18 protein-coding genes are annotated in these 13443 nt (G+C 60.6%); 4 read left to right on the top strand and 14 right to left on the bottom strand.

Annotated elements, in window-relative coordinates:
- Positions 1–152: 152 nt before the first annotated feature.
- From AC6H34_RS34595 to AC6H34_RS34575, 5 genes are all read right to left on the bottom strand, one after another.
- Entirely contained in the window at positions 153–431 is a 279-nt protein-coding gene (locus tag AC6H34_RS34595; RefSeq protein ID WP_497542157.1) for a helix-turn-helix domain-containing protein, read from the bottom strand.
- A 389-nt stretch (positions 432–820) separates the two neighbouring features.
- Positions 821–1651: an EamA family transporter gene (locus tag AC6H34_RS34590; RefSeq protein ID WP_497542156.1), complete on the bottom strand. Its 831-nt coding sequence runs from the start codon at positions 1649–1651 to the stop codon at positions 821–823.
- An 8-nt stretch (positions 1652–1659) separates the two neighbouring features.
- Positions 1660–2232, bottom strand: a complete 573-nt coding sequence (locus tag AC6H34_RS34585; protein WP_497542155.1) for a TetR/AcrR family transcriptional regulator — start codon at positions 2230–2232, stop codon at positions 1660–1662.
- A 432-nt stretch (positions 2233–2664) separates the two neighbouring features.
- Complete coding sequence (locus tag AC6H34_RS34580) at positions 2665–5922, bottom strand: LPD7 domain-containing protein (RefSeq protein ID WP_497542154.1); 3258 nt, start codon at positions 5920–5922, stop codon at positions 2665–2667.
- Positions 5919–6308, bottom strand: coding sequence for a plasmid mobilization protein (locus AC6H34_RS34575; RefSeq protein WP_497542153.1), 390 nt, complete (start codon positions 6306–6308; stop codon positions 5919–5921). The genes AC6H34_RS34580 and AC6H34_RS34575 overlap by 4 nt, the downstream gene beginning before the upstream one ends.
- A 473-nt stretch (positions 6309–6781) precedes the next feature.
- On the opposite strand from AC6H34_RS34575, the gene AC6H34_RS34570 reads away from it, so the two are divergent.
- Genes AC6H34_RS34570 through AC6H34_RS34560 form a run of 3 tightly spaced genes read left to right on the top strand, consistent with a single transcriptional unit; the run spans position 6782 to position 8336 of the window.
- Positions 6782–7468: a ParA family protein gene (locus AC6H34_RS34570; protein ID WP_497542152.1), complete on the top strand. Its 687-nt coding sequence runs from the start codon at positions 6782–6784 to the stop codon at positions 7466–7468.
- Positions 7461–7814, top strand: coding sequence for a hypothetical protein (locus AC6H34_RS34565; RefSeq protein ID WP_497542151.1), 354 nt, complete (start codon positions 7461–7463; stop codon positions 7812–7814). The genes AC6H34_RS34570 and AC6H34_RS34565 overlap by 8 nt, the downstream gene beginning before the upstream one ends.
- A 42-nt stretch (positions 7815–7856) precedes the next feature.
- Positions 7857–8336, top strand: coding sequence for a thermonuclease family protein (locus AC6H34_RS34560; protein ID WP_497542150.1), 480 nt, complete (start codon positions 7857–7859; stop codon positions 8334–8336).
- A 19-nt stretch (positions 8337–8355) separates the two neighbouring features.
- Here AC6H34_RS34560 and AC6H34_RS34555 read toward each other — a convergent pair whose 3' ends face one another.
- The 4 genes from AC6H34_RS34555 to AC6H34_RS34540 form a co-directional block, all read right to left on the bottom strand.
- A complete protein-coding gene (locus AC6H34_RS34555) occupies positions 8356–8757 on the bottom strand; it encodes a type II toxin-antitoxin system VapC family toxin (protein ID WP_497542149.1) in 402 nt (133 codons plus the stop codon).
- The gene (locus AC6H34_RS34550) at positions 8754–8990 is read right to left on the bottom strand and encodes a type II toxin-antitoxin system VapB family antitoxin (RefSeq protein WP_497542148.1); all 237 of its coding nucleotides are present in this window, start codon (positions 8988–8990) and stop codon (positions 8754–8756) included. Before AC6H34_RS34550 ends, AC6H34_RS34555 begins: the two co-directional genes overlap by 4 nt.
- Positions 8991–9254: 264 nt before the next feature.
- On the bottom strand, positions 9255–10010 hold the full coding sequence (locus tag AC6H34_RS34545; protein ID WP_497542147.1) for a Fic/DOC family protein: 756 nt from the start codon (positions 10008–10010) through the stop codon (positions 9255–9257).
- A gap of 2 nt (positions 10011–10012) precedes the next feature.
- A complete protein-coding gene (locus AC6H34_RS34540; protein ID WP_497542146.1) occupies positions 10013–10267 on the bottom strand; it encodes a hypothetical protein in 255 nt (84 codons plus the stop codon).
- Positions 10268–10468: 201 nt separating this feature from the next.
- Here AC6H34_RS34540 and AC6H34_RS34535 point away from each other — a divergent pair, with 201 nt between their 5' ends.
- Positions 10469–10612, top strand: a complete 144-nt coding sequence (locus tag AC6H34_RS34535) for a hypothetical protein (RefSeq protein WP_497542145.1) — start codon at positions 10469–10471, stop codon at positions 10610–10612.
- A 223-nt stretch (positions 10613–10835) separates the two neighbouring features.
- Here AC6H34_RS34535 and AC6H34_RS34530 read toward each other — a convergent pair whose 3' ends face one another.
- From AC6H34_RS34530 to AC6H34_RS34510, 5 genes are all read right to left on the bottom strand, one after another.
- Complete coding sequence (locus tag AC6H34_RS34530) at positions 10836–10991, bottom strand: hypothetical protein (protein ID WP_497542144.1); 156 nt, start codon at positions 10989–10991, stop codon at positions 10836–10838.
- Positions 10992–11137: 146 nt separating this feature from the next.
- Positions 11138–11734 (bottom strand): hypothetical protein, encoded by a 597-nt coding sequence (locus AC6H34_RS34525; RefSeq protein WP_497542143.1) that lies wholly within the window; start codon positions 11732–11734, stop codon positions 11138–11140.
- Between the two features lie 350 nt (positions 11735–12084).
- Positions 12085–12270, bottom strand: coding sequence for a hypothetical protein (locus AC6H34_RS34520; protein ID WP_497542142.1), 186 nt, complete (start codon positions 12268–12270; stop codon positions 12085–12087).
- A 137-nt stretch (positions 12271–12407) separates the two neighbouring features.
- The gene (locus tag AC6H34_RS34515) at positions 12408–13082 is read right to left on the bottom strand and encodes a hypothetical protein (protein WP_497542141.1); all 675 of its coding nucleotides are present in this window, start codon (positions 13080–13082) and stop codon (positions 12408–12410) included.
- Positions 13082–13363 carry a hypothetical protein gene (locus AC6H34_RS34510; RefSeq protein WP_497542140.1) on the bottom strand — a complete coding sequence of 94 codons (282 nt, stop codon included), beginning with the start codon at positions 13361–13363 and terminating at the stop codon, positions 13082–13084. Before AC6H34_RS34510 ends, AC6H34_RS34515 begins: the two co-directional genes overlap by 1 nt.
- Between the last annotated feature and the right edge of the window lie 80 nt (positions 13364–13443).

Raw genomic sequence — 13443 nt, 5'->3', positions numbered from 1 at the left:
GCAGAACGGCAGCTACACAGCATTCGCTCCCGATAGCGGACCGTCTGGATACGGCCCCGTTGCAGTCGCTGACGTCGCTTTGCAGGATCAAAGCGCACCACGACCCGTCCAACGGCGCTACGGCGCGCTAGATGCAAATGCCACGTCCGATGCTAAGCCGCCAGAGCCCGCTTGACGGCTTCGGGCTCCTTTTCGATGAGGCGCAGAAGCGCCGCTGCAGGTCCGCTGACCCGTCGTTGTCCCTGTTCCCACTTGCGATAGCCGGACAAGCTCATTCCCATGAGAGGTGCCATCTGTGCCTGCGTCAGCTTGGCACGTTTGCGAATCTCGCGCGGACTCAGGGGTTCATGGATGATAGCGGTCCCCTCCCCCTTCACATGGGCCAGGGCCTCGCCGAGCGACTGGATCAGGTCATCGCCAAAAGTACTCATCGTCCGTCCCTCCTCGCCGCGGCTTTGATTGCATCCGCCAGTGCGGCGACCGCTCGCTTCTGATTGGGCGTCATAGCGGCTCGATCGTTCTTCGCATAAACCAGCAGGGCATAAAGTGGCACGGTCTCATCGAGATAATAATAGATCACTCGAGCACCACCACGCTTGCCACGTCATGAGGCTGCGAACCTCACCTTTCGGACACCGCCCGTCCCGGGGATCTCGTCGCCGAAAAGCGGGTTCTCCGCTAAAAAGGTGATGAGTTCCTGCTTCTCCTCCTCGCTGAAAAGCTTCTCAGCTTGACGAGTGAAGGTCGGAGTTTCCGCGACGGTCTGCATATCGGATAGTAACCCAATGGGTGCGTTCAAACAACTGCCTTGCACCCAGGTTTAACGCCCGAGCAGGATCGCGCCTGCCGCGACAATGATGCAGGCCAGAATACGCCGAGCGGTCAGACCTTCTCCGAGAAAAAGCCAGCCGATCAGAACGGCAAACACGACGCTTGTCTCCCTCAGCGCGGTGATAGGGCCGGCGGGTCCTAGAGCGAAAGCCGCAACCACAGCGCCGTAGGCGATCGTCGCCACCAGTCCTCCACCGAGCGCTTTCCAGGTGTCAGGTGCCCGAAAGTCGACCACCAGTTGCCGACGCATTGCGAGGAATGCGCCTGGGAGCAACATCCCATAGAGCACGAGCACCCAAGCCGTGTAGGCTCCGCTTTGTTCGGTTTGACGCACCCCGATGGCGTCGATGGTCGCGTAGGCGGCTATGATCGCGCCCGTTGTCAACGCGAAGAGTATGGAGGAGGTGGCCGCTCGCCCTCTGCCGAACGCCAGACTCATGATGCCCACGGCAACGAGGACAATTCCGGCGACCTGGTAGGAATCCAGTCTCTCGGCAGTGGTGACGAGTCCTGCGAGTGTCACCAGCAACGGCACGGTTCCCCGCACGATTGGATAGACCTGTCCCAGTTCGCCGTAGCGATAGGCCGCGACAAGAAATACGCTGTATCCAACCTGGAGGACCGCCGAGAGCACGATATAGGGCCATGCCCCTGATTCCGGCAGAGGAAAGAAGACCAGGAACGGGAGGGCAAAGACCGTGCTGGCGAAACTCATCACGGTCACCGTCCAAAGCCGGTCCCCGCCGTTGCGCAAAAAAGCGTTCCATGCCGCGTGCAAGATGGCTGCGAACAGTGCCAGGCCAATGACAACCGTGCTCATTGCGGGGTCTACGCCATTGCCAGGATATCGGCCGCCGCCTTTCGCGCGGCGGTGATCGCTGCTTTGCCTTGCCCCATATGGGCGAGCACTGTTGCACCCTCGATGAGCATGAAGAGGGTTGTTGCGACGCGGTCGGTTCGGTCTTCAGGTATAGATCCGGCTAGAATTTCCCGGAGCCGTTGTTGCAGATCGTACTTTTGCCGCGCCGCAACCTCGAACACGGAATGCGTAGACCCTCCAAACTCGGCCAGGGCGTGCTGGAACAGGCACCCATGAAAATCCGGGCTGTCGAACCAGCGTTCGTGCCAGTCGAAAATAGCCATGATCTTCTCGGCCGGCGTGGTTGCGGACCTGGCGAGTTGTTCGAGCTGATGATCGAAACGTTCCGCCCGCCAGTCCAGAACCTCGACGATCAGACCGTCCTTGCTTGGGAAGTGCCGGTACATGGTCATCTTGGCGACTTGGGCCTCGGCGATGATCTTGTCGATGCCGGTGGCGTGGAAGCCGTCGCGCTTAAAGAGGCGATAGGCGGTCTCGACGATATGTTGGCGTTTTTCGGCAGCGTCCGCGCGGAGTGGCATGGCAAAGCCTTATATGAGACAGACCTGTCTCACTTATAATCCTTTCCACGGTTGGTCAATGGGCCTCTCGGCTCAGGCGCAGGTCCCTTTCGGCGGCCTGCGAACGGCATGGGCGCAGACGAGCATCAGAGGCAGGACGTACCAGCTCACGCGGCCACGACTGTCAGATGGTGTTCGGAAACGGGCGATGCATTCACAATGACGATGCCGGTCAGAAAGAGGCCGCCTGTCAGCACTTCAAGGGAAACGTGGCGACGATGGCCATTCCTTGAAGGCGAAAGTGACCGGATACAGACGGCCATTGTGAGCAAGAGCGTGTCCTCGAATTGGTGGCCGGGCCATAACAGACGGTCGCGACCTCCTGGGCAGTTGCCGGGAAGGTCGCGAGGAGAAGCGTCGCCAGTCAGGTTGTAAGACGCCTCATCGCAGGGGTCACATTCTGGGACGGTGGGGGCGCTGCGTATGTTGCTGGGTCTGCTTCTGCTTATCGGTTTCCGCCTTTTCCTTGAGCACCTCGTCCTGCTCCTGACGAAGGCGCTCGACCTGCAGTGTCTGGTTGATATCGGCCGGTATCGACCGGTTGGAGTCGACAGCCCGTTCGGCCCTCAGCGCGGCAACGGCTTCGGCCTTCGTGCGGTAGGCATGGTCCTGACCGCCGCCGTCGATCGGACGCTCATCTGTGCGTGCGGATTCCCGATACTGGTGAACCTCGCGGGCCGCTTCGCTTTCTGTGCGTTCGCGGACCTGGCTCAATGCAATCTCGCGTTCTCCTGGCGCGCGCAACGACTGCCCCGAGTGAGGCAGATCCGATTGGGCCCCTGGCGCAGACTCTGCCTGAACGCTGCGTTCTTCCTGCTTTGCCCTCTCCTGAATCTCGACGCTCCAATTGTTACGCCAGACCTTTTGGGATTCGACACGACACCCGCCGGTCTCCTCGTCCTTGACTTTGACTTCCTTCATGACCTGTTCCCGGTCGGCAATAGCGATCGCAATGCGGTCGCCCTTCTCGACGCCAGCCTCCGCCAAGGCCTCGGGAAGGGCAACTCCCCAAACACGGGTCACACCCCGATCTGTCCTTATATCCACGTGGGGCGTCTGGGAGGCGTCCTTCTCGTTGCGATAAGGCGATGTGCCCTCGCCGACGATCTCACCTTCTACGAACCCAGGCCGTCCCTTTAACGTCGACTCCGGCCGTGGGTCTGCCGCTAGCGTTCGCTCGACAACCGGCGCCGGCGGCTTCTCGCCCGCATCATCCATCTGTCCCTCTTTAGAGCCGGGTTGGCTCGGCGGCGCCCCACGCTCGAAGCCCGGCTGAGCGTCCCGCTCGCGTTGCACGCGCTCGCGCTCATTCTGCAATTGTTGCTGCAATTCAGGATTGGCGATCTGGAAGCCATGTTCGGCCGCCAGCTGCACGGTCATGGCCTTGTACTTCTCCGGTCCCCTGATCGTCAGAGCGCCCCACTTCTCCGCAGCGAGTTGCATCGCCGCCAGGGTGCTTTCACGGTCCTTCCAATCGTTCACCTCCACCTTCTGGCCGGTGTCCGTAAACGCGACACGGCCGGTCGTGCCGTCGTCATAGCGATGCGCATAGCGAAGCTGCTCGCCTCTCTGCTCCACAACATAGGATGTAAAATTCCTGGGCTTGGGCGCGACATAGCCCTCCCCTTCCACCGAACCGCGATTGCGCTCGATCCGCTCCTGGGCGTCGAGCGTAACGCGCTGCTGTTCGGCGATCTTCTGCTTGGCCGAATTGAATTCAGCGGCCCGATCGTCAGGCAGGTTCTTGCCGATGATCGTCAACTGCGCGTCAAGCTCGGCATAGGCCTTCTTCATGGTTTGCGAATTCGCCACTTCATTCCCCTCGCGTATCTGAATGGATGCAGCAAATTCGCGCTGCGACGCCGTGCGAGCCGCTAATTCCGTTCGGTTCACAAATCTATATATATCTGGATTGGTGGCGTGCTCCAATGGCTTGCGCTCTGACGCCAGGGCGGCGCCGACCACGAACTGGGTACCTTGCGCTTTCCTGGCGGGCTGCAGTTCCCCCAGGCGCGATGCCGGTACATCGACATAGGACAGCGTTCCACCCGAGCGCGAGGCCATGGCCTCGGCGCCGGCCAGGTCCCGCATGAATAAGGGCGCGGACGTTTCAGCCGCGCCACGGCGATCCACCCGGTAGAGGCGCATTGCGCCAGAGGCGAGTGGTGGCACGGCGCCGGCTAAGCCAACGAGCGCCTGGACCGAACGCCATTGGGCCGCGGCCTCATTGGCACGCTTCCTGCCCTCCTCCCGGGTTGGGACATGGACGGCCTTCGTCCGGACCGCTTCGACACGCCGGCGCACAGGCTCGGAAGCCGTGCCGCGCTCGACCCGCTTGATGTCCTTGAGCTTGTAGCCGGGCGGATTGGCCTGGTCGAAGCGCCGGGGCGCTTGCATGGGAATGTGGCGCTCCCGGGCTTCCCGGGCGAGCGTCTGGCGCCAGCGGTGAAAGTCTCCCACGTTCGGATGTATCCGCTCGTCGGTCTCCGACGTCATCTTCACAACGACATGCACGTGCATGTGCTCGCGGTTGGTGTGAAGTGCGAAGGCAAACTTATGCCCGGCGAACTCGCTCGCCAGTGTGGCCCTGGCCGCTTCCACGAAGGCATCCTTGTCCGTGCCGGGCTTCGCGCTCAGGATGACGTGAGCAACGTCCCGCTGCTCGCGCGATCTTAAATCGCGTTTCCAGGATTTCGCTTCCGCCAGATTGGCATCATGTCCGGTCAAAACCGTTCCGGTACCGGTCTGCGCAGCAATGGCCCCGCCCTTGGTGAGACGAGAAAGGTAGCGCGAGGCACCCTCGACGCCATGGGCAAAGCCGCGCTCTTCGAAATGGGTGTCGGTCCCGAAAGCGCGATCGAGCCGCCCCTCGAACTGGGCAAGAGATTTCCGGTTGTCGTAGACGCGCGAGCCCCGCACGCCCTCCCCCTGCCCCTTGGCAGCCGCAGAAGCCACCACCTCGATACCTGTACCCGGAGCCGAAAACTCTGTGCGCCACGCGTAGCGATGACCGGCAAGGGCTTGCTCGAGCGCCGCCTCGACCTCAGCGATCGGACGCACACCCTCCAGAGTCATGCGGAAATGCATCACGTCGCTGGAAGGCTGGCGCTCGGGCGATTCATCGGCCCACGACCGCGCCAGTTGGGTAAGCGCCTCCCTCCCCTGCACGGTACTTCCGTCTTCACGTTCCAGCGCAAGTTCGCCGTCGTGGCTTTGATAAGCCATGAGGGCGCCAATGCGTCCGCCGCCCCCCGCGAAACTAGCCAGTTTCACCACGGCGTTCTGTGAGCCAGCCGCCATCGCTCTTTTCACCGCGAGAAGATCCGCGGCCGATTGCGGTTTCCTCGAAGCGGGGGCGCCTGACGATGTCTTTGGCAATATCCGGAAAGCCCTCGCGCCGCCTCCGCCGGCTCCGGCATTGTCCGGCCGCTTCTTGCGCATCTCCTCTTGGGCCGACAGGTCTATGGGGCGGGCGCCGGCCTTCGGCTTTCCACCGGTCCTCGGCTTGCCGCTGGAAGGCTGACGAGAGGCCGGGCTGGACGTCTTTCCACCGATGACACCCTGCTGGATCAGGCTCACGTCGAGTGCCGCCTGCCGGCGCGAGCGCTGCCGAAACGTCAATGCATCCAAACCCGCAAATAGGTCCGTCATCGCGCCAACTCTACGCTCTGCTCGGCTCGGCGCCGGACAGCGGCGCACAAGGACAGATAATCCTGCTCCTGCTGGATGAGGGCCTGCGTCAACGCGCCAAGCCCCTCTTGCAGCGACCGCGCACTTGGCGAGCGTCCCGCGTTCAGGGCGCGGGCCACCTGGTTGATGTTGATGCCGATCGCGCGCAGCTGCTTGGCGTATGCGAGGATGGCCACGCGGGTCTCGCCCTCGAAGGTCGGTCCATACTCGCCCACTTCGCGCGCCAGGCGCCGCAGCACTTCGCTAGCCGTGAGCCGTTCCTCAGCACAAAACGCCTGCAACCGCGCATATTCCGCCTCGCTGAGACGAACATGGACAACACGGCTCTTCCTCTCCCTCGATGCCACGGATCAATAATTCCAACACAATCAATTCGGTTTCGGGGTCCTGGGGCGACTGCCGCAACAGACCATAAGCCCGCCCGGCAAGGGCACACGCATATTTGTATCACAATATATGCTATCCTGCCATCTCTACTTCATCCATTTTTCACCACTCGAAATCAATTACTCTATACACTGCACACACTACTGTCACATCGAGCACTACTAGCACTCCGGCCCCTTCAAGCACCATGACCACGTCATGCACGACTGCCGCTTCGTGCACGACGACCACTGCAAGCACTTCCAGAGCCCCCGACACGGAAGGCAATACGAGCGCTACCAGCACGACGGCAACTGAGGACGCTGATGGCATGGCAAGCACTTCGAGCATTGCAGGCACTTGGCAAAGCCAGGTATCTTATTTATGGATTTATGATCCCTATTTGCCTTTGCGGTTGTCGGCGGGAAGGGGCATTCAGAGGAGAAAGTGAAACGTGACGATTCTGGCCTTCGCCAATTCCAAAGGTGGAGTTGGCAAATCGACACTCTGCACCCTGATCGGCTCCGAGCTGGCGAGCCAGGGTGCGAGCGTGACAATCCTCGATGCAGACAGCATCCAGCAGTCCTGCTCGAAGTGGGCGGCGCGCTGCCGTCATGCAGGAACCCTGCCGAAGCTCCTCCAGGTCGAGCCGATCACATCGGAGCACCAACTCACGGAGCGGCTTCAGCGCTCCCGCGCCTCCAATGACGACGAAATCCTTCTCGTTGACGTGCAAGGCTCGATGAACGCATTCCTGACTGTGGCGATCGTGGCAAGCGACATCACGATTGTGCCCACCAAGGCGACGGTCATGGAAATGGTCGAAGCCGTCAAAATGTTCGAGTTCGCGAGGGACCTGCGCCGGGCACCCCTGCGCCTGGTCCTGAACAAGGTGGAGGGCATCGATCGGTCGACGACCGCGTTTCAGGATGCCATCACGCTCATCCGGGAGCATCGCCTCGCCTGCCTCAACACCTTCGTGAGGCAGCGCAAAGTTTATGAGCAGTTTTCCAAGGACGCCGGCACCCTGTCGGCCATAGGCAATGATCCCGCCAAGCGCGATCAGGTCGACAAGGCGCGGGTCAACATCACAAACCTGATCTCGGAAATCTCTCGAACCATTGAGCAAATCAATGAGTGAAGAAAAGAAGGCCAAGACCCCCTTCGGCGGGAAACGCCGGGAAACATTCGATCTCGGCGAGATGCTCGCGAGCTCGCGCCCGGCTGCCGCCAAGCAGGGGATCTTGATGGCACCGGATATCGCCGCGGCCGGGGTAGTAGCCCCAGTCCCCCAAGAGAAAGCAGTACCGACGCGCCAGACCCGTCCCATCAAGGGCCGGCTTTCACGGCGCCAGGCGGGCGCCGAAAGGGTCCAACTCAACCTCGATCCCGAACTCATCGTCTCCTCGAAGATGCGGGCCATCCAGGAACGCATGTCGCTCTCGGATCTGGTCGAGGCCGCTATCCGCTCCTTCCTCAAATCCTGAAGGATCGATATGCGAACTCGTTTTGTTTTGGCGGCGCTGACCTTGACGGTCTTGCCCCCGCCTGCCCTTTCCCAGCAAGCGGACCACATCATATCCGGCTACGGCTACGTCGTTGATGGCGAAACCCTGGCGATCGGAACCGACAAGGTTCGCCTCGCCGCAATCATTGCGCCGGCGCTCTCGGAGCAGGCAACGGACAGGGTGGGACGCTTCTATCCAGTCGGCCTGTTCGTCCGCGACGTGCTCGCCTCGCTCGTTGCGGAACAAAGCATCGGCTGCAGGGCGACGCCGATCAATGGCAGGGATCGGGATGCCGAGGGTAGACTCTTCGCGATCTGCTCCTCTTCATCCACGGCGGACCTCGCCGCCGAGCTTGTGAAGCGCGGCTGGGCCGTGCTCGACAGAAGCAAGGGGGTGCCGGTCTATGCCTCCTACAAGGCCAACGAGGCGGCCGCGAGAACAAGCGGGCGCGGCTTGTGGCAGGGCAAGTTCCCGGCGCAGGAGGAAGCGCCGGGGAAATAGGCCACGAAATCGCCAGGGCTTATGCCGTGGCGATATCCGTCTTGCTGAAATCATCCCCCTTGAACAGCAGCGCCGCCCGAAAATAACGGGCCGCTCCGTAGGACAGGCAATCGCCCATGTTGAGTGCTGCCGGATGCCGGCCCTTCCCGAACAGTTCGCGTGCCGCGACCGCATGTTCCGTCATCTGCGGCGTGAAGCCGGCCACGGTGACGTTCGCCGCCTCGATCGTCGCAAGGACGATCTCATGGGCCTGCTTGGGCGTGAGCTGGCGCTGGCGCGAAAGAGCACAGGTCGCCTCGAAGACGACGACGGCCGTGGTGATCGGCTTGCGCGCCTCTCCGATCTTGTCAGCGAGCTGCTCCCAGCCCTCCTCCTGCAGCATGATCGCAACGAGGGCGGAAGTCTCCACGAAGATGGTCACTCGCCATACTCCGCATCGAAGAAGGCCTTGTCGGCACGTTGACCAGTGGGCGCGGCGGCCTCGACGCGCGAATGGATCGCGCCCAGCCTACGGGATAGAGGCACCTTCCGCTCGTCATTGGCCAAGGCTTCGGCGCAGGCCCCCCGAATGGCCTCCGTCAGGCTGACCTGGCGGGCGGCCGCAAGTTTGCGAACCGCGGCATCCGCCTCCTTGTCGGTAATGTGAAGCGTCATCGGCAATCCCCTTTATGTACAGGACTTGCTATATACGTATATATCGAAGCATGTACATCACGGCAAGGACTAACGGGTGGCCGAAAGAAAACGTGTTAATAAATCCATATCTAAGTCAGGACGCAAGGTTGCATATGCCGCCCCTAGAGGAGGACCCTCTTCGCAAGAAGCTTCAAAATCGCATCCTCCTGATCGCAATTTTGGCGGCAGGCTTTGGCCTGGTCGAGCTCATGTGGCTCTGGACGCACTGACATGCGTACGCCGTTATCGCGGCCGCTGACCGCGCGGCCTATCAGCTGGCGCCTCGCCTTGCCCTTCCGGCTTCCGCTCTGCCTCAGCCAAAGGCGCGGTCTCTCTTGAGGTTGGGGAGGCGCCGGTGTCGCTCGGCCCAAGACCCGTTAGCGCCGCAAGTCGCGCGGCGTGGACTTCGCGCTCCACCACCTTTTGCACGTAGGGTTTGAGGTAGGTGTCGAGATGCCCCTTTCCGGGCTGATCAAGCTCCCGCGTCAGGGCATGCAGATACTGCGCCTTATCGGTTCGGCTCCATTCGACACTGATGCCCGCGCGGTGAGCAAGCTCGGTATGCACCACCATGATCGTACGACCATTCCCATCCAGGAAAGGGTGGGCATAGGCCAGCGTGCCCATGACCTCGCCCGGCTTTCTGGCCATCAATGACGTGTTCTGGCCGTCGCGAAGGGCATAATCGATTGCGGCCTTGACGTCGCCCGGATGCGCGAACAGGTCGCTACGTCCGCCCCTGCTGATCGCAATGGTCGGCGCGTGCCGGCTGCGATCTTCACCCGCCCAGGGGTAAACACCGCCAAACAGAATTTTGTGAGTGCCCAAAACGTCGCCAAAGGTCAACTCGGGCTTGCTCGCGAGAGTGTCGAGCGCCTTGCCGACATTGGCCTTGAAGGCGCGATGCTCAAGTCGCTTGACATGCTCCACATCGGAGGCGCCGGCGAAATTCCGAAGGTACCCGCGCGTGGCAGCGTCGCCAAAGGGATCGAAGACCATTCCTACTCAGCGGCAAGATAGGCGGCGTGAAGCCGCGTCGCCTGCGGTCCCGTCACGACGCCGGAGCGTTCAAGCTCCACGAGCAGATTTTCGGTGTCGTCGAGCTCGATGTCGTCCCCTGCGAGACGGGTGACATGATCGGCCCAGGCATCGAGGGCCGTCGCCTTGTAAGTGATGCCGTTCTCCTTGGCCAAGCGCCGAATTTCGTCAGCTACAGCGGACCTGCTGGTAGCATGGAGAGCAAGGGAAGCAGTCATGCAATCTCATCCAATTCGCTGATGATACTAGCAGAATCGGCCACGATTGTCGACTTCCTCGCCTCCTCCAAGGGGGAGGCTGCAAATCCGCTTGCTGTTCCTAGAGGGCTGGAAGTAGCCCGGCTTTCGCCGGGCAGTCTCTTCTCGTGACTGGATCGTGACATTGGCGCGCATGCGTCAACATTTCCGCTCGCGCACCAGTTGGCGGCTGCCTATGGTCCGCGCATGCAAAAATCGAGCGAACAAAGAGAAGAAGTTGCTGCCTATCTGGCGGCCGGCGCAGTGATGGTTCTGGCTCTGCTGGGAGTGGCCTACACCGTTTTATCTCAGATCAACATCTTCTAAGCCGAGCATGCGCCAGCCTACTTCCAGGAGATGACCGGCGAGACGATCGAGCACCCGGATACCCTCGTGGTAATGCATACCATCTGCACGCGCGGCCTAAACGAGCCGCCAGCGTTGGAACCTCCGGACTACAGGCTGCTCACACATCTGGATACGGTGGCCTTTGCCCAGCTCGTACGGGAGGAGGATGGAAGGCGCGTGGATTGCCGTCAGCACCGTCGTACTAGCTCGTCTCCTCGCCAGCGTTCGCACGGTTTTTGCCCTTGGGGGCGCCGGTCTTATCCTTTTCAGAATGACCGTGCTTGAGCTTCTCCGCTTCCTCGTTCTGCTCGTGGTCGTTGGGGCGGCCTCGCGGCTCCGACTCTCTCTTGGCTGTCATGACACGTTCCTTTCGTGGTTTCCGATATTGGAACGACGTAAGCAGCCTGGCTGTTCCCCGGGAAATGGATCATTGGTTGTGGGGCGACGCGGGCGAATGGCCTAAATCGGCGCTAACACCTTCCCACGTACCCCCGCTACGGGAATCTAATAATCACTCTCATCCACCCCTTCTTCAGGAAGGGTGGGATTGCCTTCGGTGTCTGTGATCAGGTCCCAGTTTCGATAGTAGCGCAGCGTGTCGCCGCCTGCACTGACCATGACGGCCTTGGTGTCGCCCCACAGATGCCTCTCATGACCCGAAAACGGGGAGCCGAATCCTACAGAAGTCCAGCCAAACGCGCTGCCGCCGCCGTTGCTCATCAGCGAGCGCGCCGCGGCCGCCAGAAACGCCCATCCATGCGGGTCCTCCGCCACATTGCAGCCCCCGAAATAGAGGCGGCCATTGCTTCCGGGGAAAAGCCGGTCAAAGCCCTGGCGATAAAAGTGGTCGTACCACACCCGGCGGGTAATCGAGTCGGAACAAACCTTGATATGGCCTGAGCTGCCGTGCCCCGTGACGATACAATTGCGGAAAGTGACGCCATCGGCGATCAGCTCTCGCATTCTCCTCTTCATCTCGATCAAGCCGTCTTTCAGGTGCATGCTGTAACTGTCGTCGGATGATTCCCGTTTGAAAAACATTCGGCTGCGAAGGGTATCAACGCTATCGATGCTGAGCAGTTCATAGTATTTTCTTCCCATTTCAAGCTCCTCCCGTTAGCTCGACCGCGCCCGATAATACGACGCCAAAAAGAACGGCGAACCGAAAGCGCGTTGGGCAAGTTCATCTCGCTCCAGGACGATGACCTTGGTTGGCGAGGTCATCGATTGTGCAAACATATAACGTTCTGCACTGCCTGATTATCCCGCAAACAGAGGAGCGATCTGCACAAAGCACAAAGCCGACTTGGACCGCATAGGGGCTTCGCACGCAATATATCGCTGCTGTCCGGTTGGGAGGGTGGCGCTCAAAGGACTGCGCGAGGAAGCCGACGAGGCGATTGTTCACGAGCTTAGAGGGTGAGGCTTCGCTGCCGACGGATATTCCGGTGCTATGAATCACCGAGCGACGTTGGTCGTTTTGCTGTCTCGATCTCGTTCAGGAAGGCGCGAACGATGGCGAATGCTTCGGGCAGCGATTTTGCCTTCTTTTCAAGCACTATCTTACGGCCCTCATGGGTCAGTATGACCGCTCTCGTTTCCCTCAGCCATTCGACATTGTCAGGATGAGTATCCATGGGAGGTGCCCTTCGAAATGTTTCCTGCCCCTACCTGCCAGGCGATCAAATGCAACGATACGAATAGCTATCGCGCAGTGACGATTCTTCGAACCTTAATTGTAGCGGCTTGAAATCATCGAGCGCCAGGCTTGAGATCATCGTGGTTGCCGGCTCAAATTATCTGAGATCGAAAACGGCATCTGGCTCACATTGCGCGAGACCGGGCTCGAATTATTCGCAACGGGCTCAATATGATGAGACCGGCGCGGCGTGTCGCAAAAATTGTTCGCTTGTTTAGGCAACGGCGTCAGCAGGCTTAGCATCTTGCGAGCGAGGGCACCGGCCGGATAGGGCTTAGGCAGAAAGCCAGCTCCGATGACGTCCGACTCGGCCCGAGCGTCGATCCAGGCAGAATGGATCAGGATTTTCATCTCAGGAAGATGACGGACCGCATAACCTACAAGAGCCAGTCCTCCTGGCGCAAGATCCACGTCGATGTCGACAATCATCGCATCGAAATCGCCGCGATGCAGGAGCATTGTCATTGCGATGACGGTACTCTCACTCTCGATGACCTCATATCCTTCGTCAAGTAGTTCGTTTGCGCAGATCAGCAGAGATGCGAGATCGCATTCGACCAACAAGATCAAAGCTGAAGCAGCCGGTAGCTCGGAGTGATCGTCATTGTGACTATCGGCGCCGTTGGCAGTGGTCGCGATGGCTTGAGACGGTGCGAGGCATGGCAAAATCGGAGACCTCGCATCTGTGCTCTTCTCAATTGAGCCCACAAGCGCCTTAGGGCCGCGCAGGCCTTCTCCTGCTCCAAACATCAAGATGACTCGACAGCTGTTGTCGGGGCTCCATCGACTTGAATCATGGCATCGAACTCAGATGGAGTGACGCGCACGATCTGTATCAGGGTCTGCGGCCTGGAGATCGCCGGCAGATGAATGAGAGCCGCGATGCGCCGATAGGCCAGGAACGACAGGCCCTCGAGCAGTTCCTCATCCATGTCGACCCGATAGTCGCCCGCAGGCTGGCTCTCCTTCATGCTGTCGATCTGGAACGGCTTCGTGAACGTTACGGTCGACTGCGTCGTACGAGTGGTCATCGCGTCTCTCCTCGGTGATCGGATGATTTCTGCACAGGCAGCCGTCGTCCTGCTTTCACGGACGGCCGCTGCGTGTCCGC

It is taken from the genome of Labrys sp. ALF-8, assembly GCF_059699065.1.
This window is presented reverse-complemented; position numbering and strand designations above follow the sequence as displayed.